Annotated in this window: 14 protein-coding genes; 10 read left to right on the top strand and 4 right to left on the bottom strand. The window is 59.9% G+C overall.

Annotation, left to right across the window (positions count from 1 at the left end; translation table 11 throughout):
- The first annotated feature begins 155 nt into the window (after positions 1 to 155).
- From ACT6QH_RS00535 to ACT6QH_RS00510, 5 genes are all read left to right on the top strand, one after another.
- Entirely contained in the window at positions 156 to 479 is a 324-nt protein-coding gene (locus ACT6QH_RS00535) for a hypothetical protein (RefSeq protein WP_444972870.1), read from the top strand.
- Positions 476 to 829 (top strand): toxin-antitoxin system TumE family protein, encoded by a 354-nt coding sequence (locus ACT6QH_RS00530; protein ID WP_444972869.1) that lies wholly within the window; start codon positions 476 to 478, stop codon positions 827 to 829. Before ACT6QH_RS00535 ends, ACT6QH_RS00530 begins: the two co-directional genes overlap by 4 nt.
- Complete coding sequence (locus tag ACT6QH_RS00525) at positions 826 to 1212, top strand: HVO_A0114 family putative DNA-binding protein (RefSeq protein WP_444972868.1); 387 nt, start codon at positions 826 to 828, stop codon at positions 1210 to 1212. The genes ACT6QH_RS00530 and ACT6QH_RS00525 overlap by 4 nt, the downstream gene beginning before the upstream one ends.
- Entirely contained in the window at positions 1212 to 2876 is a 1665-nt protein-coding gene (locus ACT6QH_RS00520) for a recombinase family protein (protein ID WP_444972867.1), read from the top strand. Before ACT6QH_RS00525 ends, ACT6QH_RS00520 begins: the two co-directional genes overlap by 1 nt.
- Positions 2877 to 3389: 513 nt before the next feature.
- The gene (locus ACT6QH_RS00510) at positions 3390 to 3590 is read left to right on the top strand and encodes a helix-turn-helix transcriptional regulator (protein ID WP_444972865.1); all 201 of its coding nucleotides are present in this window, start codon (positions 3390 to 3392) and stop codon (positions 3588 to 3590) included.
- Between the two features lie 22 nt (positions 3591 to 3612).
- Here ACT6QH_RS00510 and ACT6QH_RS00505 read toward each other — a convergent pair whose 3' ends face one another.
- A complete protein-coding gene (locus tag ACT6QH_RS00505; protein ID WP_444972864.1) occupies positions 3613 to 6906 on the bottom strand; it encodes a sacsin N-terminal ATP-binding-like domain-containing protein in 3294 nt (1097 codons plus the stop codon).
- A 306-nt stretch (positions 6907 to 7212) separates the two neighbouring features.
- Here ACT6QH_RS00505 and ACT6QH_RS00500 point away from each other — a divergent pair, with 306 nt between their 5' ends.
- From ACT6QH_RS00500 to ACT6QH_RS00480, 5 genes are read left to right on the top strand one after another with little or no spacing between them, the layout of a single operon-like run.
- Complete coding sequence (locus ACT6QH_RS00500) at positions 7213 to 8097, top strand: BrxR family helix-turn-helix transcriptional regulator (protein ID WP_444972863.1); 885 nt, start codon at positions 7213 to 7215, stop codon at positions 8095 to 8097.
- On the top strand, positions 8094 to 11000 hold the full coding sequence (locus ACT6QH_RS00495) for an ATP-dependent helicase (RefSeq protein ID WP_444972862.1): 2907 nt from the start codon (positions 8094 to 8096) through the stop codon (positions 10998 to 11000). Before ACT6QH_RS00500 ends, ACT6QH_RS00495 begins: the two co-directional genes overlap by 4 nt.
- Positions 10997 to 12883 (top strand): DNA methyltransferase, encoded by a 1887-nt coding sequence (locus ACT6QH_RS00490; RefSeq protein ID WP_444972861.1) that lies wholly within the window; start codon positions 10997 to 10999, stop codon positions 12881 to 12883. The genes ACT6QH_RS00495 and ACT6QH_RS00490 overlap by 4 nt, the downstream gene beginning before the upstream one ends.
- Positions 12876 to 15554, top strand: coding sequence for a TnsA endonuclease N-terminal domain-containing protein (locus tag ACT6QH_RS00485; RefSeq protein ID WP_444972860.1), 2679 nt, complete (start codon positions 12876 to 12878; stop codon positions 15552 to 15554). Before ACT6QH_RS00490 ends, ACT6QH_RS00485 begins: the two co-directional genes overlap by 8 nt.
- Positions 15555 to 15596: 42 nt before the next feature.
- Positions 15597 to 18575, top strand: coding sequence for a UvrD-helicase domain-containing protein (locus tag ACT6QH_RS00480; protein WP_444972859.1), 2979 nt, complete (start codon positions 15597 to 15599; stop codon positions 18573 to 18575).
- A gap of 207 nt (positions 18576 to 18782) precedes the next feature.
- Here ACT6QH_RS00480 and ACT6QH_RS00475 read toward each other — a convergent pair whose 3' ends face one another.
- From ACT6QH_RS00475 to ACT6QH_RS00465, 3 genes are all read right to left on the bottom strand, one after another.
- Positions 18783 to 20708: a DUF2793 domain-containing protein gene (locus ACT6QH_RS00475; RefSeq protein WP_444972858.1), complete on the bottom strand. Its 1926-nt coding sequence runs from the start codon at positions 20706 to 20708 to the stop codon at positions 18783 to 18785.
- A 10-nt stretch (positions 20709 to 20718) separates the two neighbouring features.
- Complete coding sequence (locus tag ACT6QH_RS00470; protein ID WP_444972857.1) at positions 20719 to 23631, bottom strand: baseplate multidomain protein megatron; 2913 nt, start codon at positions 23629 to 23631, stop codon at positions 20719 to 20721.
- Between the two features lie 446 nt (positions 23632 to 24077).
- Positions 24078 to 24839, bottom strand: coding sequence for a hypothetical protein (locus ACT6QH_RS00465; RefSeq protein WP_444972856.1), 762 nt, complete (start codon positions 24837 to 24839; stop codon positions 24078 to 24080).
- Positions 24840 to 24909: the final 70 nt, after the last annotated feature.

The raw sequence follows: 24909 nt of genomic DNA, 5'->3' as shown, positions 1-24909 counted from the left end.
CGTCGGCAAGTAGCTATATGTGTTTGGCATTACTGGGGTGCCGCTGACGCATAACCCCAACTGCGGCACGCTACGGGACGCCGACTTCCCTCCATGGTTCGATGAATTCCGGCGGCTTGATCGTGCCGGAAGCCACCTGAACCACGGAGGATTCCATGTCCACAGAGCGCCACCGCGCCCGTAAAGGGCGACCGCGAACCACGGCACCCGAAACGCTGCCTGACGATCTGTTCGACTATGCCGACGACCCCACGCCGGACGGGCGGGAAAGTCGCAGATCGCCGCTGCGCATCGTCGATGTGGAAAAGCTGCCCGTCATTGATGACTGGCCGGAACAGGTGCCGGTCACGCTGTCCGAGGTGGAAATCTTCGAGCGGCATTTCGGCGATGTGCTCGACAGGCTGTTTGGCCCGATTGACGGCGACCACGACAGTCTAGACTTGCCTGAATTAACATCAGATGGTAACAGTGGGTCATGAGCGGGGATCGCGACGCGAGCCTCGACATGCTTCTGGACCTTGATGGCCAGGTGCTTGTTGTCGATCCCGGGGGCGGACACTGGGTGAAATTCGTTGTCACCCGGGTTCCGGTCTCGGCAGAAAAGCCGCATGGCCTCGATTATTCGCTCACACTTCACGGGCCTTCGGGCGAGCGGCTGGTCGGTTTTGACAACGCCCATCCAGTCGGCAGGGGCAAGCGCGGTGAACCGATGGACCATCGGCATCGCCTCCAGACCGTGAAGTCCTACGCCTACGAGGATGCGGCCACGCTGCTGGCCGATTTCTGGCAGGCGGTGGATGCGGTGTTGAAGGAGCGAGGTGTGCTATGACCACATTGAAAGTCGGGATCGCCGACTATGAGGAAATGAAGGCCCGCACCATGCGGATCGCGCGCGGCGAGGAAAAGCCGGGCGCGGATGATCCGAAAGTGTGGTTCACCTCGACCGAATCCTTCGCGCAAATCCTCTCCAGCGGAAACCGTCAGCTGTTGCGCGTCATCCACGAGAAAGCCCCCGGATCACTGGAAGAACTGTCACGGCTGACCGGGCGAACGAAGCCCAGCCTGTCCCGCACCCTCAAGACAATGGCGAACTACGGCCTGATCCGTATGGACCCCGGCGAAGGGCAGAAGGTCGTGCCTAAAGTGCTGCATGATCGGGTGGCGCTGGAATTGCCCTTGCTCGAACCGCGCAGCGCGGAAGGAGGCCGGTAATGAACAGCCAGACCCCGAATGTCGCCCTGCGTGCCGCGCTTTACCTGCGTGTTTCCACGGCACGGCAGGCCGAGCATGACGTGTCGATCCCCGACCAGAAGCGGCAGGGCGAAGCCTATTGCCAGCAGCGCGGCTATCAGCTTGTCGAAACCTTCGTGGAACCGGGCGCGTCCGCCACCAATGACAAGCGCCCAGAGTTCCAGCGCATGATCGAGGCAGGTACGTCCAAGCCCGCTGCCTTCGATATCGTCGTGGTCCATTCGTTCAGCCGCTTCTTCCGCGACCATTTCGAACTGGAGTTCTACGTCCGCAAACTAGCGAAAAACGGCGTCAAGCTGGTCTCCATTACGCAGGAAATGGGCGATGATCCCATGCACGTCATGATGCGGCAGATCATGGCCTTGTTCGACGAATACCAGTCCAAGGAAAACGCCAAGCACGTTCTGCGCGCATTGAAGGAGAATGCGCGGCAGGGCTTCTGGAACGGTTCCCTACCGCCCATCGGCTATCGCGTCGTCGATGCCGAACAGCGCGGCGCAAAGATGAAGAAGAAGCTGGAGATTGATCCGCTGCACGCTGACACCGTGCGCATGATCTATCGGCTTGCTTTGGAGGGCGACGGCATGTCCGGCCCGATGGGCATCAAGGCTATCGTTAACCACCTGAACGGCAATCACATCTATACCCGCAATGGCGGCCGCTGGGGCATCGGCCAGCTTCATCGTGTCCTAACCCGCCGCACCTATATTGGCGAGCATCAGTTCAACAAGCGCTCCAAGAAGGGCGAGGTGAAGCCGGAGAAGGAGGTCGTCACCGTCCCGGTGCCTCCGCTGATCGACCGCGAGACCTTTGACGCGGTGCAAGCCCGCTTGAAGGCCAATAACCCCAAGGTCACACCGCCGCGCGTGGTCAGCGGCCCGAATCTGCTGACCGGCATCTGCTATTGCGGCAATTGCGGTGGTGCGATGACGCTCCGCACCGGCAAGAGCGGCCGTTATCGCTATTACGCCTGCTCGATCCGCGCGCGGCAGGGGGCTACTGGCTGCAAGGGTCGCGCCATCCCGATGGACAAGCTCGACAAGATGGTCGTGAACCATATCGAGGAACGGTTGCTGGACCCGGAGCGGATCGAGGAAGTTCTTGCCTCGCTGCTGGACCGCCGACAGGAGGGCGTCGAGCGCCGCAGTCAGCACATTGCCGAACTGAACCAGCGCGCCGCAGAGGCGGACATGCGCCTCAAGCGTCTTTACGATGCCATCGAATCCGGTTCGCTCGATCCGACCGAATCCGCCCTGGGCGAACGTATCGCGGGCCTCACCGCGCTCCGAGACCAGGCACGAGCCGACGCCACACGCATCGAAGCTATGCTGGCCAACTCCACCCACCAGCGCCTGACAGGCGACGCCGTGCGAGAATTGACGATTGAAGCACGCCGCAGATTACGGCTCGGAAAGGGTGGCTATCGGCGGGAGCACGTCCGGGCCTTCGCTCAACGTATCGAGGTCGCCGACGAGGCGATCTACATCAAAGGGAACAAAAACACCCTGCTACGGACGCTGGTGGCAACCAAAGGAGGGAAATCGGCGGAAACCGGCGTTCCCGGTTTTGTTCCGAAGTGGCGGAGGAAGTGCCCTTCCAACTGGACCGTCTCCTGTGACCCTTGAGGATGCTCCGGCAGGATTACGAGTCTTACGGACTTCTAGGGAACATTTCGCAATTTAACGCCGGTTCACGGGGCAATTCGCCGCTGCGCCCAATGTCCGAGGGACGCAGCCCGCAACGCGCAGAGCCCCGCAACACACTGACTTGAATACGTTTTCTTTCTACGCATTCGTTGTCGTGCGACCACGGCGGTCGTTCGAAAGGAAACGAAAATGCGAGAAGTATGCCTCAGTCAAATCGATCTGGCTGCCCGATGGAGAATTAGCCCGAGGACACTTGAGCGGTGGCGGTGGTGCGGCGAAGGACCGAGCTTCATGAAGCTCGGTGGGCGCGTGATCTACCGCCTCGAAGATGTGCTGGCATTCGAAAATCAAGAATTGCGCGACCTGGAGGAGATAAAGGCCGGGCGCTGAATCCCGCGCGGGCATCGTCAGCAAAACCCTGCGCGAAGCATTGTTATGGCCGCGCAGGGAGTTTGCATTTCGGCCGTTAAGGTCGCACGAAAGGAAACGAAAATGTTTGACACCCGTCTGACCCAAATTGAGCTGGCAGCACGATGGAGGATCAGCCACAGGACCCTCGAATACTGGCGCTCCCTTGGCGAAGGGCCGCGCTTCATCAAGATCGGACGCTTGGTCATCTACCGGATGGAGGATGTCGTGGCATTCGAAAACCGGGAGCTGAGCGAGATCGTACCTGACAAGACCGGCGGCTGAACCACGCCCGCGTAGCCCACTTTCATTCGATGGCGATTAAGCCGGGAGAAATTTCGGTAGCAACATGGCTCCAACCGTGATCGAAGGTAAACGTTTTCGAATTTCCCGCCGGATCTTGTATTCCGAGAATGCGAGCTGTTGAAGCGTTCCTGGCGCTTTCGACGATATACAGCCAGTAGGATTTTCCTTTCTCGCGCGCGAAATCAAACTGCGTGCGAGAAAGTCCGACGGGGCGCTCCATCAACGTCCCAGTCATGGACTTCACTTCGACCCATCTTACCGGAATGCCGTTCTCATCGACCTCGTAAAGATCGAAGCCTGGATTACCTGCTGGTGTTCTGCAGAGCGCTGGCTCTGCCGCGAGTATCAGTTCAATTGCATCTGCCTCGAGCTGCATGCGCTGCTCTTGGTCAAGACCATCCGGATCCTGCTCTTCGTCATCCACGTGTGCTCCGACATAGGAAATGAACGGGCGTCCGGCAGCGTGCCCCGCAGAGCTCTTGCCAGCCCCGCCAGCACTTCTGCCGCCACCTCCGCTCGAGGCATCTCTGACGCCATTGCCCCGACCGTCGCCACCGTTGCTTTCGAGGTTACCGCGCTTGTCACCTTTTCCCGCCCCTTTGCTCCCGCCGCTAGAACCAGTGCGCACATCGTCACCCGCATCTGGGTCAGGGGTTCCAGGCGCGATATCAGGCATATCGTCCCCATAAAGGTCCTTGGCTTCGTCATAGACGTCACCGTCGGGAGAGATCTCGGCGGCTGCTTCTGTGGAGTCCGGGGGCATGGGCTCTGGGCTAGGTTCTTGCACCCCTAGCCGCGAAGTTAAATCGGCGACACTGGTGATGCCAAGCCTCCGCAGCAGATCAAGCGCTGCGGGATCGATCCCAGCTTCTCTGGCAAGCTGGTCGATAATCGGTGGCTTGAATGCAATGACAGACTGAAGGAATGGATTGCTCTTCCAGCCAAGATCATCGAACACGACAAGACTCGGGACGACGAGCTCACCGCTTTCCGTTGGCACCCAAGATGTCCGGACAAGCTCTCGAACGAAGGAAGCGCTAAACCGAGCAAGTTTCACTTCATGGGAGTAGCCCCATTTGTACGTGCCGTAAAACGCTCCTGTGCCGCGCGCCTCCAGATCGGCTAATGCATCCCACAAAACTTTGGCCCTTATCGCCGACTCATCAGCTGCCAGATTTGGAAAGTGCTTTAGCAACTGCGATAGTCCTCGCAGCGTGAAATCCTCCGGCAATTGCTCCCAGCTGGCGCGCTCAAGGCCCGCATCGCGGCGAATCCGTTCCTTCTCGGAATACCCTAGTGTGGAATCAACTTGCTCCACGACCAAATACCGGCTTGCGCCGCATGACACCAACAGATCGCGAATATCTTCGCCGCGCAAGCATTCGTACTCGTTATCAACAAGCAGAACGTCTGCTACGCCTTCGAAAAGCTGCTGAAGTCGGTCTGTAGCAATGTAAGTTTCGCCCGGTTTTGCAATGTAGCTCTTGCCGCTGCCAGCATCGACAACCATCACAAAATGCGTGTCGCGAAGCGCTGCGCGCAGCTTCTCTTTTTGATTAGCAGAGTCGGTGTTAAATGCTGCGAGTATCCGCCTAATATCCTCGTTGTAGGCCTCATCGCCCACATCGACCTCGTCTTGTTGAAATTTGGGCAGCACATTCCAAATGACATCGTCTACAGGATCTGGCTCGGTGATTCCGAGCGAAGTCAGAAACTGACGCGATTCCGGTGTCGCACATACTGCGCGGCGCACAGTCGGGAAGCTCGTAACTATGGAGCTCGGCAAGAAAGCGTTTACTTTGCCATTTTCACGGACAACAACATGGGAGCCATCATCCAATCTGATGACCGGGATCGCATCAAGGTGACGGCGGAGAATTTTCTCTTGTCCGCTTAGAAAATCGTACAATCGCACCACCCACGGATCAGACTGCGCCGCAAGGAAATTCTTCGTCAGGCTTGGTATGAGGGTCTCCGGTCTAACTTCATCAATACCTAGCTCGCGCATGAGGTATTGGCGTATGTCCGGCGCTCGATCCTGGGTTATGTCTCCAGATAGCCAAGCTTGCACATTTCCCCCGAACAGCCCTTCAACCTGATCGGGACCGAGTAGATCTCGAATATCCTGAGTCCGCGCGAGTTTCGCTTGTGCCGCCGCAACATACGTCCCGTCGCTGGTCGGTAGAAATTTTTCATTTTGTAGCAGATTTTTTACTGCATCAAACATCGGCCGAAACCTACTGCCGGCTGAGAATTTCTCACTGTCAAAAGGCAAACAGCGGAGCACTGAGACATCGAGCATAGATGCGTCGCGCAACCAGCCCATAGCCTCGCCAAGCAGCTCGGATGTCTGGATCACCAAGTGCTGGTTCCAAGGGTCGCCTGGAGGGATGTTTTCACGGCTTGGCGTGGTTCGAAACGGTCCCTGTACAAGGAAGCCAAGGTGTGTCTCGACGACCGTTGGAAAGAAAACCACCAAGGGCGACGTGGACAGTGGTTGAACTGCCCAACGCTCCGACCGCGCCTTTGGGGGCTGGACCTTAAATGCGAGCTCCACTCGACCGACTGGCTTGTGACTGTCGGAAAAGACGTCCCGGTGGAATACGAGCCAGCTTTGGTCAACCTCATCTTGACCGGTCTCGTGACCGATTAGGCTAACGCGCCGCACATTTGGTCCGAGCACATCCGGTGGATTACGCATGTAAAACCCAGATGCGCCCCCCTCAACGTTCCAATTGATCTCTTCTATATTGCGAAGAAACAGAAGCGCACTCGGTCCCAGCCGCTGGAATCCGTCCGTGATATCCGAGCCAGCGGTTAAATCTCCTGATTTCAACGGAAGAACGATCTGCGTCTCGTCAGCGCGCCGAACAGTTTGCGCCACCCTCTTGGGAAACACATACTCTTCTATTGCAAAATCTTCATCGCCTGAATGAATTTCCGGGAGATCGGTGACAGTATAGACAGATTTGAAGCCTAACCCAAATCGACCGATTGCCGACTCGTTCTTTGTGCTTTCTGCTATGTCGCAGACGCTTCTGACATCGTCTTCATCGAACGGCTTGCCAAAATGTGCGACAGTCAACTTTTCTTCATCCAAATTGAATGAAACGGTGCGCGGCCCTGTCCATGCTCCACGTTTGCCAAGTGCGTCTTCTGCATTTTGAAGTAGCTCGAAGATAAAGTGCGTCCGATCATCGTAGAGGCCGGCTGCGAGACCGCCAGATTTCTTGGCGCCCTCGGTGCCGTATCGAGACCGGTTCTCTTCACAAATCAGTTCGTAATTTGATGCCACGGCGAATGCCCTCAACAGAATTTATCACTCAGCATCCCCACGGACGCCGAAGCAGCAAGATCGAGACGCCACCAACGCTTGTAGCCAGTGTCTGGATGGCGAGACCTATCATCTAGCCGCACCCGCACCCGCACCCGCACCCGCACCCGAGCTTTGCGAAGTAAGCAAGAAACGTGAAGCAATTTCAATGCAATCTCCGCTCATTTTCGATTGCCCCCGCAGAACCCGTCAGTTAGCGTGGATATGAGCACAGAAAGTGGGTGCGCATAGTTATCGTGCGGTTCGCACTGATGTCGGGAGGGCGTGATGGATAGCGAAAGGTTAGAACTTCGCTGGGGCGTCGAGCAGCGCCTCGAGTTCATCGAGTTCCGCCTGTTCTGGGAAGGGCATGTGAACCGCAGCGATCTGATGGACCAGTTCGGGGTCTCGGTGAACCAGGCGTCCACCGATCTGAACCGCTACATCGGCTTCGCGCCGGACAACATGGTCTACGACAAGAGTGCGCGAACCTATGTACGAGGCTCCGAGTTCAAGCCCCAGTTTCTCGAGCCTGACGCGAGCCGCTATCTTGCACAGCTGCGATCCGTCGCTGACGGGATCCTCGACCGCGAGGACGCTTGGATCGCCAACCTCCCGCCCTACGCGGCCGCCCCTACGCCAGTTCGTGGGGTCAATCCGGCAACGCTTCGTTCGGTCGTTGGCGCCATCCGCCGGTCCGAGGCGATCGAGGTAAAGTACCAGTCCCTGTCCAGCCCCGAGCCGCGCTGGCGCTGGATCGCCCCCCATGCCATCGCGTTTGACGGTTTCCGGTGGCACACTCGGGCGTTCTGCCAAACCGACGATTGCTTCAAGGACTTCCTGTTGTCGCGGATGCTCGAGATCCGAGGCTCGGGCGAAAGCAACAAATCGGCTGACGATGATCAGGACTGGCTTTCCGAGGTTACGCTTGAAGTCGGGCCCCATCCGGAGCTTTCCGAAACGCAGGCTAAAGTCATTGCGCTCGACTACGGCATGCAAGGCGGTAAAGCAAATATTACGGTTCGGCGGGCGCTACTCTACTATGCGCTAAGACGTTTGGGTCTCGACACTGAGCCGACCGCTAGGCCGCCCCAAGATCAGCAGATTATACTTCTCAATGCCGACGCGGTATTCGGTGCCCCCAAATATCTGGCGAGGTCGGCAATCCAATGAAGGATCATCGCTCTAGCGCAAACCCTCAACAGCTCGCGGCTATCAACGCGTCGGAAGGGCCTGTTCTGATCATCGCTGGTCCAGGTTCGGGTAAGACCTTCACACTCGTTGAACGTATTGTTCATTTGATCACCGTGAAGAAGGTCACCCCGGAAAGCCTTCTTGTGGTCACATTCACCGACAAGGCGGCCCGTGAGCTCACCACTCGGGTTTCAAATCGCCTCACCGAACTGGATATCCGTTTCAACCTGAATGAAATGTACCTAGGTACATTTCATTCGATTTGCCTGCGCGTTCTCGAAGAGTTTCGGGAATTCACCCGTCTCAGGCGCAGCTTCACGCTGTTTGACCAATTTGATCAGCAATATTTTCTCTACCAGCGGATCAAGGACTTTCGGGAGCTTGCAGACGCGCAACTCGTAATGGGAGACGATCAGACAGGCCGGTGGGCGCAGTCGGAACAGCTCATGAAATGGCTCAACAAAGTCAGCGAAGAGGCTCTGGACCCGGTTGCGCTTGAAGTGGCGCCCGATCCTGAGGTGCGCGCCCTGGCTCGCTGCTTCTTGAAGTATCAAGATCTTCTCAATGAAAACAATTGCTTGGACTTCTCTGGAATCCAGTACGAGGCCTTGCAGCTGCTGCGTCAACATCCGGACGTCCTCACACAGCTGCGAGACAAGATTACATACTTGATGGTCGACGAGTATCAGGACACCAACACTATCCAAGAGCAGATCCTGCTCCTGCTGGCGGGCGAAAAAAGCAACCTGTGTGTCGTCGGTGACGATGACCAAGGTCTCTATCGATTTCGCGGCGCCACAATTCGTAACATTCTGGAGTTCCCGCAGCTCTTCCCGCCGGCCAGTTGTACGCAGGTGCGCCTGACGGTGAACTATCGCTCTCACCCAAGCATCATCGACTTCTACAACGATTGGATGGAACGACTTGACTGGGAGGATCAAGGTAAAACATTTCGCTTTCCAAAGCAGATCCTTCCGCGAGAGGACGATTTCCCCGACGTACCCGCCGCAGCACGGCTGAGCGCCTCCGACGAAAAAGGGGAGAATGACAACTGGCACGCAGAGGTACTGTCATTTCTGACAGCGCTGCGCGAGTCAGGTCGCCTTACCGACTGGAACCAGGTCGCCTTCCTGTTCCGATCGGTCAAAAACGACCGCGTACTCAACCTCGCGCGTTTCCTCGAAGGTCACGGTGTCCCCGTCTATTCACCGCGCTCCAACATGTTCTTCGAGCGGGAGGAAATCCGGTTGATGATCGGGGCCATGATCTTCCTGTTTCCGCAGTTCCCCAAGGTCCGTCAGTGGGCCGAAGGTGCGCAGCTTGCCATCTGGGGCTACTACGACCACGAGTGCTTCAAGGCCTTCGCGGATGAGCTCCGCAAACCAGAGAACCGCCGCATGCTTGAGTGGGCCCGGCCACTCGCCAAGCGACATGCGGTGCTTACACAAACCGCCGACTATGCCTTCTCTGGGCTGTTCTATCAGCTGCTCCAGTTCCCCCTGTTCTCCCGTTTCCTGGACGAAGAGGCCATGCAGGGTGCCGACAAGGGCCGCGCCGCCCGCAACCTGGCGACCTTCTCGAAGCTGATCACCAAGTTCGAATACCTGCACTACGTCACGGTTCTTAACCCCGAATACCTCGAACGGGACTTGCGAAACCTGTTCAACCAGTTCTTCCGCTTCCTCAAGGAAGGCGGCATCGGGGAGTATGAGGATGAGGCGGAATACGCGCCGAAGGGCTGCGTATCGTTCCTGACCATCCACCAGTCCAAGGGGCTAGAGTTCCCCGTGGTCGTCTGCGGATCGCTGGAGGCCGTGCCGCGCAAGCAGCACACCGATCTGGACGAGATCCTCGAGGACAGCGGCTACCTGTCGAAGGTGCGGTTTGAGCCGCTGGATAGCATCAAGCACTTCGATTTCTGGCGTCTGTATTACACCGCGTTCTCGCGGGCGCAGAACCTGCTGATCCTGGCCGCGCAGGAGCGGCACGGACACGGCAGATCGCCATCGAAGTATTTTGAGGATGTCTTCCGCGCCCTGCCAGAGTGGCGGGGAGTCGACCTGACCCAGTTTACCTTCGAAAAGGTGAAGGAAATCAACCTCAAGCGCGAGTATTCCTTCACCTCGCACATCACGCTCTTCGAAAACTGCGCCGAGCAGTATCGCTTCTTCAAGGAGCTGGAGTTCGCCGCCATCCGCGTCAGCCCGATGCTGTTCGGCACCCTCGTCCACCAGACCATTGAAGACATCCACAAGGCCGTCCTTCGGGGCGAGGAAAACACGGTCACGCCCGACGCCATCGAAAGCTGGTTCTCCACAAACTATGCCATGCTCTCAAAGAAGGAGCGCGTCTTCCTGGCCCCGATCACCCTCGAGGCCGCTCGAAAGCACGTCATGCGTTATTACGAGCGCGAGAACGGCAACTGGGACCGGATCAAGGAAACCGAGGTCGAGATCTCGCTGGTCAAGGACGACTACATCCTGAAGGGCAATGTCGACCTGATCCGGGGCGAAGGCGGCACGGTTGAGGTGGTGGACTTCAAGTCCGAGAAGAAGCCGGACATGGAGAAGGACCGCGACCGGCTGCGCCAGTACCAAAGCCAGCTCGAGGTCTACGCACACCTCATCGAAGAGCGAACCGGCCAGAAGGTCAGCCGGATGCACCTCTATTACACCGGCGAGCAGGACGGGAACCCCTATGTCAGCTTCGCCAAGGATGACCGGGCGATCGGCAAGACGATCTCCCGCTTTGATGAAATCGTCCACCGCATCGAATGCGCGGACTACCGAATAGCCGCGCGCCCCGATAGGTTGTGCGAGAACTGCGACATGCGCGCCTATTGCGACGCGAAGAACTGGAATTTCAGGAAAGACGATCGATGAGTGACGTGAAAGACGATCAGACCGCCATGAACCTTGGTGCCGATGCGGGCAACCTGGAGAGCGTGGAGAAATTCCAGTTCGCCCCGATCAAGGGGTACCCGATGCTGAACTGGCGCGGGAAGCGCCCCTTCACGTCCACGCAGTTCTACCCTGCCCAGTTGAAGGAAGTACATGGCGAAGAGGTCGATGGCTGGCGCAACAAGATTTTCTGGGGCGACAATCTTCAGGTCATGAGCCACCTGCTCAAAGAGTTTCGCGGCAAGGTTGACCTGATATGTGTCGACCCGCCATTTGACTCGAAAATTCAATATAAGAAGAAAATCAGGACGAAAGGCAAGACGACAGAAACTGGCTACTCTGCCTTCGAAGAAAAACAGTACGATGATGTGTGGACTAATGACGAGTACCTGCAGTTCATTTATGAACGCGCAATCCTTATGCGTGAGCTTCTTTCCAAAGATGGCGTATTCTGCATGCATTGCGACTGGCACAAGTCCCATTACCTACGAGCTCTCCTAGATGAGGTTTTCGGCGACAACAGCTTCCGAAATGAAATTGTTTGGTATTACTATAACAAAATGCAAGGGAATATCGGCCGTTTTGCATCGAACCATGATGTCGTGCTTGTTTACTCCAGATCCAGTAAATTCACCTTCAATAAACTGAAGGAAAAGCGCCTTCAGCCAATCCAACAAATTAAACGGGTCTGGGATAAGCAATCGCAGTCCTTGGTGAACGCGAAGGATGAAAATGGCAATGTGATCTACATAAATTCCACTCATCGCACAGTGGATGATGTTTGGCGCATTCCAATGCTTCAGCCCGCCGATAAGGTAGAGCTGCTTGGCTATCCAACTCAGAAACCTGAGGCGCTTTTGGAGCGCATCGTGCTCGGGTATTCCAACCCAGGTGATTTGGTTTTCGATTGCTTCATGGGATCCGGCACCTCAGTGGCAGTTAGTTGCAAGTACGGCCGAAAGTACATTGGCAACGATATCAACCTAGGCGCCATACAAACGACCACGAAGCGAATGCTTGCTGTCCACGAGGAAGCCTCACGCACTGGGTACTGGCCGAAAATTAAGAATGGCCTTCGGACTGATATCAATGAGTCTTTGCCACTGGAAGACGATGACGGTGACGCGTCGGATTGGACGGCCACGTTTGCAGTTCCGGAAGTTTTCCGCGGCTTCGAAGTTTATAACGTCAACAATTATGACGTTTTCCGAAATCCTGTGCAGGCAAAAGATCTCCTCATGGACGCTTTGGAAGTCCAAAAGCTTGAGATGAGTTCTATTTTTGACGGCGAGAAAGATGGCCGCATGGTCAAGATTATGCCGATCAACCGCATTACTACCCGCGCAGACCTGAATGAGTTGATTTCAGGATTCGACTATAAGTCTTGGGATCGTCGCCAATCAGAGCACCCAAACCGCCCAGTGGAAAAAATAACTTTGATCTCTATGGGGCATGAGCCGGACCTCGCAGCGCAACTCCATCTGGCGGCGTCGCCCTACAGGATCGATGTTGAGGTAGTCGACATCCTACGCGACAGATCTAGTCTCGAATTCCGCCGCGATGCCGAGGCAAAAGTCGTAATCAACGATGGCGAGCTGGTTGTGGAGCGCTTCTATCCCATGAACTTGCTGCAAAAGCTGTCGATGCAGAAGGAGACGGTCGAGGACTGGCGGGAACTGGTCGAGAGCATCCTCATCGACTGGAATTTCGATGGCGCGGTGCTGCAGCCCGCTACGGTGGATGTGCCCGGGCGAGATGAAGTTGTCGCTGGTCGCTACACGGTGCCGGCCGATGCCGGGACGATCCGCGTGAAGATCACTGACCTTCTCTCCGAGTCCTGGGAAGGGAGCGTAACCAATGGCTAAGCGCGCCAAAGCGGTCAGCGCGTCGCTGGACTTCGCCTTCTTCCAGTTCTTGTGGGAGTTCTACCGCGGCAACCGCGGCACGATCCGCACGCACTACAAGGAGCTGACCCGCAAGTTCCTGGACTTCAACAACCCGGACAAGAACCCCAAGGCTTTCCTGCGCCAGCCGCAGCTCGAGGCGCTGGAGATCTATGTTTTCCTGAAGGAATTCATGGACAATGCAAAGGTCGAGGAGGTTTTCAAGGCCTGGTTCGAGAAGACCGGCGCCTTTGCTGGCCGTTCTGAGGGCGGGCTCATCGGCGGTGATACCCGCCAAGGCTCAATGTTCGATGCCGTGACGCAGGATCAATACAAGGCCGTCTTCGCGGCGATGCGGAAGAACTCTCGCATCTACCCGAACTACATCTTCGCCCTGACCATGGGTACCGGCAAGACGATCCTCATGGCGACGTGCATCTTCTACGAGTTCCTGCTGGGGAACAAATTCGAGAAGGACAAACGGTACTGCCACAACGCGCTGGTCTTCGCCCCGGACAAGACGGTGCTGCAGTCCCTGAAGGAAATCGAGTCCTTCGACCTCGCGCTTGTCGTGCCGCCGGAATACGTGAACTTCCTGACCACCCACCTGCGCTTCCACTACCTGGAGGAGGCTGGCACCTCGCTGAGCACGCTGGACCGGTCGCGCTTCAACATCGTGGTGTCGAACACCCAAAAGATCATCCTGAAGCGGCAGCACAAGCAAAAGACCCCGATGGATGCGCTGTTCGGCGCAACGCCCGAAACCGTGACCGCGCCAGGCGTCTACGGCGATGCGGCCGACCTGTACGATTGGGATCAACCCGAGGAAGAGGCCGAACTGACCACAAACCAGCGGTTTGAAAAGCTGTGCCGCCTCGAGCAGCTGGGCATCTATGTGGATGAGGCCCACCACGCCTTCGGCAAGACCCTCGCCAAGGACATGGGGATCGGCGCCAAGGAGACGGACACCAGCCTGCGCACCACCATCGACCAGCTCGCCGCCAACCTGAACCGCGCAGGGACGCGAGTCGTTGCGTGCTACAACTACACCGGCACGCCGTACGTCGGGAAAGAAGTGCTGCCTGAGGTGGTCTACGCGTACGGGCTCAAGGAGGCCATCGACAAGGGCTTCCTCAAGAAGGTCGTGCTGCACGGATACCGAAACACCCGCACCGATGAGTTCATCGACATCGCCGTGGATCAATTCCTCAATGAGACTGGAGATCTGAAACCGGAAGGCATGTTGCCCAAGCTGGCCTTCTTCGCGGCAACGATCGACGAACTTACCAAGGAACTGCGACCTGCAGTCGAGAGAGCTCTTACCAAGAGGGGACTTCCGACGTCCCGCATATTGGTCAACGTCGGCGACGACAAACTGACCTCGAATGATGATATTCGCGAGTTCAATCGGCTGGACACGCCGGCCTCCGAGAAGCAATTCATCTTGCTCGTAAACAAGGGCCGTGAGGGTTGGAACTGCCGGTCACTGTTCGGGGTCGGCCTGTTCCGAGAGCCCAAGTCCAAAGTTTTCGTCCTCCAAGCCACGATGCGCTGCCTTCGTGCCATCGGCCAAGGCCAGCATACGGGACATGTTTTCCTTTCCGACGACAACATGGAAATCCTGAACGACGAACTGCAGCAGAATTTCAGGATCAGCGCCGCAGACCTGCAGAAGGTCGCGAGCGACAAAGAACGAGTACAGGTCAAGGTCGTCGAGCCCCCGGTCAAGATCAAGCTTGTTCGGGTGCGGAAGCAATACCATGTCCGGGAGAAGGCCGTGACGCCAGGCCAAGCTCTGTTTCCTGAGTTGGCGGCGCGAGACAAATGGAGCGAGCTCGTCGAAAAATATCGCCTGGTAGAGACACAGCAAGAAGGCCTTTCGCCGACCCAGGCATCTCGCGCTTCATCCAGCCGCACGTTTGACCTTACCGAGCGACGAGAAAAGCAGACGTTTTCACGTCTCAGCTTTGTGGGTGAGGTATCTAGATATCTGAATCAGTCACCACTGCATTCCGAAAGCCTTTTGGACGCAACAGAAGAAGGCCTAGATAGGCTCGTTGAGATCACAAATGAGTTCAACGAACTTCTCTATGATGAAGTTATACCCCGTCTATTCCGAATGCTTTTTGATCTCGATGAAGATCAGCAAAAAGAAGAGCATGAAGTCGAGCTCATCAAATTGCCCTCCAGCGGCTACTACGAAGTTACTGCCGCCAAGGATAAGATCGTGCGCAGCACCGACGAGGTACTGAAGGAATCTGAGCGCGATAAGAGCTTCCACCTCGACACCTATTGCTTCGATTCAAACTCCGAACGAACTCTGTTCTGGGACTTGCTCAGAGAAAAGCGGGTGAAGAAAATATACTTCACCGGAATGCTGACGCACGGGCAGTCCGATTTCTTCATCCAGTATATCGACCCGGATTCGCATACCGTACGCAGCTACTACCCAGATTTTGTTTTCTTGCGGGAAGAGGCTGACGGAAGCGAAAAATACGTTGTTGTTGAGGTAAAGGGCGATCATCAAATCGATAATGCTGTAGTGCAGGCGAAGAAGGAATTTGCGGAGCAAATAGCCGTCGCAAGCGGAATGGAATACCAGATAATAAAGTCGACCGATGCAGATTCACGAAACTACCGAGTTCTCCTGTAAAATTGGGTCAGCTGAAGAAAATCAAAGGACCGTTAGAGGTCGGTGCAACTTCCAACGTCCGGATATGGTTTTTTGAGCATTCTTCGCCGGCAACCCATTCTCGGATTTATTTCTGACCCGTTCGGTAAAAGCGCCCGAACGATGCAACTAGGTGTGGATCGCGTAACGATTGGGTACGGCAACAAAACATCGTCCATCTCATTGGAGGAGATGGCTAACCCGCCTGCGCTCAAGAAGGGGATGCTTGGGACCTCGCTGACAATACGTTCGAACGACGATCTTGGTGTCACGTTAAAGGGCGCGGGCCACAAAGACGCACAGCACTTCTCAAAATCGGTGCTGATGGCCTGGATCCGCTTTAATCTCTCGGCCCTCGAGAAGGAAACCACGCGACTGGACCGGATCCTGGCCGAGGTGCTGTCGCTGGCCGCGCCATCCCGATACCCGGCCGCGTGCGAAATCGCACCTCTGCTCCATGACGCCCGCGATATGGATGCTTCGCTCCTGTCCAAGCTGAATGCCGAGGCCATCGGGCCCGAGGTTGTCGCGCGCATCGCACCCGTCCGCAAGTTTTCAACCGACCCGCGAACGGCACGGGCCAATTCCATCGCCGCCTTCGTCACAGCGGAACTGGACCGCTGGAAGGATTTCTTCGACACCATCGAGAGCAAGCCCCTGACGCCGGAGCAGCGTCTTTCGGTCGTCGTCGATGAGGATGCAACGCTTGTCCTTGCCGGTGCGGGATCGGGCAAGACCAGTGTCATCACCGCGAAGGCCGCCTATCTGGTCAAGGCGGGTATCCGTCAGCCGGAAGAAATCCTGCTTCTGGCCTTCGCGAAGAACGCGGCCGAGGAAATGTCCGAACGGGTCGAAGCCCGATCCGGCGTGCCGATCATTGCGCGGACCTTCCACGCGATTGCCTATGACATTATCGGGATCGTTGAAGGATCGAAGCCTGCGCTGGCCGACCATGCCACCGACGACATGGCCTTCAGCAACCTGATCAAGCAGATCCTGAAGGACCTGGTCTACCGCCTGTCAGAGGTGTCGAAGGCGATCATCCAGTTCTCCGCGCATTTCCTGGTCGAGCCGAAAACCGAATGGGATTTCAAGACCAAGCACGACTTCTACACGCACATGGAAAGCCAGGACCTGCGCACACTGCAGGGCGAAAAGGTCAAGAGCTACGAAGAGCTGCAGATCGCCAACTGGCTCTACGAGAACGGGGTCGAATACGAGTACGAGCCGGTCTACGAACACAAGATCGCGGAAACCGGCAGGCGCGATTACCAGCCCGATTTCCGGCTAACCGAAAGCGGCATCTACATCGAACATTTCGGGGTGCGGCGGGAGAAGGCGCGGGACGGCAGCGAAAGGCTGGTCACGGCGCCTTTCGTGGATCGCGACGAATACCTGGCGGGGATGGACTGGAAGCGAAAAGTCCACGCCGAGCATCAGACCACCCTGATCGAGACCTACAGCTATGAACGGCAAGAGGGCCGATTGCTGACCGGCCTCGCCGAGAAGTTGGCGCCGCATGTCACCCTGAACCCCCGGCCGGTCGATACCATCTATGACCGGATCGTCGAACTGAAGCAGGTCGATGACTTTTCCAAGATGCTTGGAACCTTCCTGCGCAAGTTCAAAAGCGGCGGCTACAGCCTGCAGGACTGCGAGACCAAGTCCGACCGGATGAAGCTTGGCAAACGCGCCCGGGCGTTCCTCGACGTCTTCGCGCCGGTCTTCGAGGAATATCAGAAGCGTCTGGAGGGCCGGATCGACTTCGAGGACATGATCCTGCGCGCCGCGCGCTATGCCGAGACCAGCCAGTATGTCAGCCCGTTCCGGCACATTCTGGTCGACGAATTCCAGGACATCTCGCAAAGCCGGGCCCGGCTGGTCAAGGCGTTACAGGCCCAGCATCCGGATGTGCGCGTCTTTGCCGTGGGTGATGACTGGCAATCGATCTTCCGCTTCGCGGGGTCCGACATCCACCTGATGCGCCATTTCGGGAGGGAGTTCGGTGGCAGCTTCGATGGCGAGACCGGCGTGCACAGGACCGTTGACCTCGGCCGCACCTTCCGGTCGGTCGATCAGATCGCCTTTGCCGCCCGAACATTCGTTTTGCGGAACCCCGCCCAGATCGACAAGAAGATCGTCCCGGCTGGAACCGCCACCGAACCGGCGATCAGGGTCGTCTCTGTGTCAAAAGGTGAGGATGAGGCGAAGCTGGACGAGCTGCTTGCCGCCCTGTCTGCCGCCGCGGCTCGCGAGGCAAAGCCCGTGACGGTGCTGCTCCTCGGCCGCTACCGTTTCAACGAACCGGACATGCCGGGTCTGCGGCGCCGCTTCCTGCGGCTGAAGATCGACTTCAAGACCATCCATGCGTCGAAGGGGCTGGAGGCCGACCACGTCGTCCTGCTGAACGCCGACAGCGGGCGCATGGGGTTTCCGTCAGAGATCGTCGACGACCCCCTCCTGTCTCTGGTCTCGCCCGAGGAGGAGGCGTTCCAGAACGCAGAGGAGCGGCGCGTCATGTATGTGGCGATGACGCGGGCCCGTCATACCCTGACGATCCTGGCCTCGAACGCCCGACCGTCGTCCTTCGTGACCGAACTTCGCAAAGACCCCGCCTACGGGATTTCGACAGCCCCAGGAGCTGAACCCGAGGCTCATGTCTGCGGCGAATGCGGGGGACGATTGCTGGGCGTGACGGGAAAGGATGGCCGCATCTGGTATCGCTGCGAGCATGTTCAGCACTGCGGAAACCTGTTGCCCGCCTGCCCATCCTGCGGCACGGCCCTGCCTCGCCATGCTGAAGGGACGAGCGAGGTTAGATGTGGTTGCGGCGCCACTTTTCCGACCTGCCCAGACTGCGAAGATGGCTGGCTGGTCGAACGTAGCGGCAGTTTCGGCAAGTTCCTCGGCTGCGTGCGCTATCCGACCTGTACCGGGAAAGCGAAGATTTCAGGTGGTGACCGGCCAACGATCACCAAACCACGACGCCGAACCAGGGCCTGATCCAAGGTGCACAATTGTGCCCAACGCTGTACGGAACAGATATTGCCTTGGCGTGCCACCACTTTGGCGCAGCCACGCCCTGCCGCTCGTTTTGGCCGTGAACCTGTCATCCGGGCCGGGCGTGGCGCCACGGTCGAGGCGTGTGACGTATCCCGTAGTGGGTCGCCTGGCCCGGAGCTCGCCCGCGCCAGTTCCATCATTCCACGCTCAGTAATCCGTCTCCACATAAACCCCCGAGCAATCGTAGGCGACTGCCGCCGCCGTAGCGCCATTGTTCATGAAGTTGCGCGGGCTCAGGAGTTGCGTGGCGGCAGGGATGTCACTGTTGAGTATCACCTCGACCACCGCGCCGCTGACCTCCTCGACGACCCGGACGCCGATTTCGCTGCTGTTCGGCGCGGCGAGGAGCGTGAGGGTCAGGACGTTCGTCGTGCTCGCCACCGGGAAACTCGCACCGAGATCGGTGAGCGTGGGCGCGCCCGAAGCGTCGTTCTGCACCAACTGCCAGTTCGTGTGGGTGCCGCGCTGGAAGCCGATGCCGATGCAGTTTACCACGGCCGAGAGCGTCAGGGTCGTGGCCAGTGCTGTGGTCGACCCGTAAAGGCCGAAGAAGCCCATGCCGGTCGCCTGCAGCGTCACCAGCGAGAGCCGGTTCACATAGGTGAAGCCGCCCAGCCCATCCGCATTGCCGCGCCAGCAGACCCAGCCGGCCGAGCGTTCCTCGGCCGCCGCATCGGCGGTGGCGGCGCTGGTCACGCGCCAGCGGCGCATCGAGGTCGAGAGGTTGGTGGTGGCGAGCGTCGGCGTGGACACGGTGCCGACGGCAGTGCGTGGCATGCCGTTGGTGTTGACGGTCGTGCCGGTGGACGGCGCCCAGGTCGCGATGCGGTTCACCCCGAAATGCGGTTGCAGCGGGAAGAACCGCCCCGAGGGCCGCTGGACGTCGAGCCATCCCGCCCCGGCGCGGTCGCGGGCATAGAGGGCGAGCTTGCCGGTCGGCGGCGGCGTGGGCACGGCATCGAGCGCCGGGAGCACCACGGGTTCAGGCATCTCGACCCGCCCGCTGGTCCGGTCGATCCGGATCGCCTCGTAGAATGTTGAGCCATCCGGACTGACCTTGAAGCTGAAATCGTCGCTGCCGAGAAGCCCGATCAGCGCCCGCGCCGACCAGTTTGTCTTGAAGGCGAAGCTCGCGTCGTTGGCCGGTGCGGCCTTGTTGACGGTCGCCTCGATTCCGGCGCCCGCGTTGTTCAGCAGGACCGCGGGGGTGTTGACCGACAGCCGATTGTAGCTGTCGGCGGTCGCCCCGCCGAGGCCCAGAAGCTGGGCGGTCAGGTTCGCCTGGGGCATGCCGACCTGGGTCACGACATTGGCGAAGGTGACGGTCGGTGTGTTGACCACCATCGTCCCATTCGCGCCCGAGGTCGCCGGGCCGATGTTGACGGCCGTGGTCGACCCCGACGCGCCGCCAGAGCCGAGGTTCACGGTCTTGGTGAGCCCGGTCGTCGTCGCCCCGGTGCCCATGCCGTAGGTCGCCGTGCCCGTCGCCGTGCCAATGGTCGCGGTCGCCCCCGAGACCGTGACGGTGCCCGACGCGGTCAGCGTGCCCGAGAAGGTCTTGTTGCCGGTGAAGGTCTGGGTGCCCGCCAGGATCGCCAGTTCCGACGAGGTGTTGGGCAGCGTGTAGCTGCGGGTCGTGCCGGTGGAGATACCGGACAGCGAGAAGACCGCCTTCTTCGTGGGATCGGCGTCGTTGATCAGGCTGAAGACGGCATCCGAGATGTCGCTCGGTTCGCCCACAACGTCCCAAGCGACACCGGTCCAGACGAGCAGTACGGCCTCGTCCTCGATCCATGCCCGCCAGCCGGTCCTCGGTGGCAGGCGCAGCCAGGCGCCGTCGGTCCAGAGCGCCACGTTCAGATCCCAGCCCGCCCAGTCGCCGGTGGCACCCGAAGCGACGAGGAAACGGTCGCCATCGGCGGGGCTTCCCGGCGGAACGGTCAGATCCCGGTCGAGGACCGAGAGCTGGACGAGCCCGTCTAGGATCCGCAGCGCCTCGTTGTGGGTGACGTGTTTCTGGGCCTGCGACGCCAGGATGTAGGGCAGCAGCAGATGGGTTGTGGCGTCGGACATGGGATGGCCTTCAGAAAGTCAGCGTGACGGGTTTCGGCGCGCCCCGCCCCACGAGGGCGGAGAGCTGGAAGATGCGGATGGTGAGCGTGTCGCCGGGGCCGAGCAGCGCGCCCCAGTCGGCGGTCTGCTGGGCGGCGGTGTAGATGGCGCTGGTTGTGGTCGTGCTCAGCACCCGCTTCACGGTCGCGCCGTCGAGAATCTCGACCTCGTAGGCCTCCAGTTCCTCGGCCAGAGGCACCTCCAGCCCGCCCCAGCTGTCGGCCGCGAGTGCCCGGGACCGGCGTGTCCAGCGGATCGTCAGATCGCCGGGACTGCGCGCCTTGCGCCACGGCTGCTCGACGTGGGTGACCGAAAACGGCCGAAGCCCCACGCCCTCGGGCGTGAAGGCCTGCGCCACGTAGGTCTCGTCGCTGACCGAGCGGCTCGCGGGGCCGATGCGCCAGTTCCACGAAATACCGAGATCGGCCTCGGTGATCGGCAGCGAGGCAAGCGCAGAGTCCAGCACGACGACCCGCGCGCCTGCGGGTGCCGGGTTGCCCATGGTGCCTTCCGTTCCGCGCTGACCGCGCAGTAGTCGGGTCAGGCGATACCGGCTGGGGGCGATCAGTTCGGCTGCGCCCGCCTGCACGATCTCCCAGATACCCGGCACGTTCTCGATGGCAATGGCATTGGCTCCGCCGAACAGGGACAGATCGGTGACGCTCTCCAGCGTGCCGGTCAGCAGATCGACCATCAGCGCATTGCCGAGGTCGAAGCGCGACGTCGGCCCGGCGTAGAAGTCCGACACCAGTGTGCCGATCCGGGCGCGTGTGCCAAACGTGGTCAGCAGGTCGAAGCCGTCGGTCGAAGGGCTGCGGTAGACCGCCATCTCGCCCGGCCACGGCAGTGCATGCGCCGCTGCGAAGGGCCGATGCGCGGGCTGGTCCTCGGTGAGCTGCGGCAGATCGAGCAGTATTGCCTCGGGCGCGCCGAATACAACCGCTTGCGACAGCGCAGAGGACCGTGGTGCCCCTGGCGGCAGATCGTAGGCTTCCCGATCCTGGCGGACGGCCTCGATGCCGCGCGCGTCGGCATCGGCAATCGAGATGAGCCGCAGCGGGACGGACCGGCCGTCATGGGCGAGCGTCACCACATCGGCCGGGTCGAGCGCGAGCCGCGAGGGCGGCAGCCGGAATGCCGCGCTCTCACGGCCGGTCCAGGCTTCCATCAGTGCGCGGCGGCAGCGTCGCTCGGCCTCCTCGGGCGGTACGGCCATGGGGAAGGACTCGGAGGCGATCCGCGTTGTGTCGACGGTGATCCGCCGGGCCTCGACGAGGGCCGCGTCATAATCCTCGTCCGCCCGGGCAACCTGCCACTTCAGGGCCTGCGGCAGTTCGGTCTCCTGGCCACGGGTCAGTTCGAGAACGTCGCCCTCGCGCGCGGCGACCAGATCGTCCGGTGCGACGCTCGCAACCGCCGCCCGCCCACGCATGACGAAGCGGATCACGCCTTCGGTCTCGACGGCGTCGAACCCGAAGTGCCGCGACAGCGTGGTGATCGAGGCGCGCGGGCTTTCCAGCGCGCCGATGGCATAGCCCTCGACCGCGCCCCAGAGGCCGGTGACGTCGATGCGGTCCTCGGGTAGTCCGGCGCGCTGACAGAGGTGCCGCACGAGCGCCGCCAGCGACACCGCCCCAAGCCGCCCGGTCAGCCAGTGGCCGAGCCGCCAGTTCGGTCCATCGGTCCAGACGTCGGCCAGTTCGGGGAAGAACGGGTACGGCCGTGCGTCCCAGGTCCATGCCGCGCATTCCGGCACATCGACCATCCGGCCGCCGTAGACCGAGGACAGCGGGTTGTTCGCGGTCTCGCCCCACCAGAGATATGTCGCCTCGAGATAGGCGCGCTGGATGGTATCGTCGCGCCAGCCCCGCGAGAAATACGGCGTGAAGCTCTCCGAGGACTTCGGGTCGAAGAAGACATTCGGCTGGTTCGTGCCCCGGTCGATGGCCGGGCAGCCGAGTTCGGTGAAGCGGATGGGCTTGGACTGCGGCACCCATGCTGTCGGCGTGCCGCTCTCCACCCCACCGGGGCGGTTGTAATGCGGGTTGGTCCACCAGCTGCGCAGATCCTTGTAGCGGAAGACCCACGGCTTGCCGGCGGCACCATCGGTGATCGGCGTGCGGACCTGTGCGGAGCGGTCAGCGGCACTGGCATAGAACCAGTCGAAGCCTTCGTGGCCCGCGATGTTCGTCTGCAAATAGGCCCGGTCGTAGATCGCTGGCCAGCCCTCGGCCGCGTCCGCATGTCCGAACCCGTCGCGCCAGTCCGACAGCGGCATGTAGTTGTCGATGCCGACGAAATCGATGTTGGCGTTCGCCCAGAGCGCGTCGAGGTGGAAATAGACGTCGCCGCTGCCGTCGCCCGGGTGATGCCCGAAGTATTCCGACCAGTCGGCCGCATAGCCGATCTCCGTGCCTGCTCCGAGAATGGCGCGCACATCGGTGGCGAGCGCCTTGAACGCGGTGACGGCAGGATAGGTGCTGGGGCCCGATCGGATGGTGGTCAGGCCGCGCATCTCCGAGCCGATCAGGATAGCATCGACCCCGCCCGCCACCGCGCAGAGATGCGCGTAATGCAGCATCATACGGCGCAGGCCCCAGTCGCCGGACGGGCCGGTCCAGGAGACGGTGTCGCCAGAGATCGTGAAGTCGGAGGGGCTGGCGCTCCCGAAAAAGGCCGCAACCTGGCTCGACGCCGTGGCCGTCTTGTCCACGCTTCCGGCATAGCCTGCTGCGGGCGAACAGGTGATCCGGCCGCGCCAGGGGAATGTGGGCTGACCCAGCTCGGCGGCATTGTCGGAATTCGGGTTCGGCAGCGTGTTGCCGGGCGGGACGTCCATCAGGATGAAGGGATAGAAGGTCACCCGAAGCCCGCGCGCCTTCATCCCCCGGATCGCCAAGCCGCCGGGCAAACCAGACGGGCACCGGGGCCTTCGCTCCGGCGAGCTTGATGGTTCCCACCTCCCAGATCAGATCCGTGACCAAGGACGTCGGGCGTGAAGGCCCGGCGCGCTCGAACGCCACCAGCATCTTGGCAAGGGCCAGACCGTAGTCGACCTTGCATGCCGCGATGTCCTGATTGGCGACCTTGATCCAACGGCCGGTGCTGTCGTGATAGCCAAATAATTTCGGCTCGGCCGACCAGGTAGCCTCAATGGGTTCATCCTCATAGTCGTCCATCGCGGCGACGACCGGGACATGCCCGCCCGACACCAACAGCTTGGCCCCGATCAAAGCGTCGGTCGCGCTGCGCGAAACCTGGTGCAGCGCCGATGTCTGGAGCGTCATGCTGCGGGCTTCCATGGCCCGCAGCAGAAGGTCGATCGCACGCTTACTCAAGGACGTCGCCTTCGTCGTTGTCGTCCTTCAGGATGCCCCAAAGCCGCAGATACTTCTCGCCGATCAGGCGCTCTTGCGGCGTCATGTCCTTCAGGTTGCAGCCATGCGGCATGGTCACGGTCATCGACAGCGATTTGCCCCGCCCGCCATCGGGGCCCGGGTGGAACTTGATGGTGAAGCGCGCACGGGTGACAACCCATTCCGCCACGTCGCCGGTGCCCCCCAAGACACGCGCGCCGCCACCGATGTCGAGGCCGATCCGGTGTTCCGCCATCTGCCAGATCGTCCGGTCCGCACCCGACATGGATTCGAGCGTGATGCGCTCCTTCGCATCGCCCAGATCCATCAGGCGCAATTCCTTGACGGTCACGCCCGCAATCCCGTCGGCCGGGTCAGTCGGGAAGTCGAAAGGCCGCAGCAGCATGCTGAGATCGTACTCGCGCAGCGGCAGCGACTGCTCTTCATCGAGGGTGATACCCAGCAGATCGCGCGCCATGTACCGGGTCAGATCGATCCGGTCCTCGCGCGTCTTGGCCACGACCTCGATCACGCCGGTGGCGGCCTCGTAGGTCAGCGCCGCCTCGAAGACCGGCTTCACGATCCGACGCGACAGGGTGCTGTTGGCGTCGAAGCCCAGCGTGTCCTCGGGACGTCCCTCGCGGTAGACCGCGACCTGGACCAGTTTGAGCTGCTGCCGGTTTGGTGGACACCTCGATAAGATCGTGTCCTTGAAGCGGAGAGCAGAAAATGACAAGACGGACCTATAGCCGTGAGTTCAAAACCGAGGCGGTGAAGCTGCTCACGGAACGTGGCGTTGGTGTTGC

Source organism: Haloleucobacter albus (genome assembly GCF_052492075.1).
Note: the sequence above shows the minus strand (reverse complement) of the source record. Positions and strands in the feature narration are given on the sequence as shown.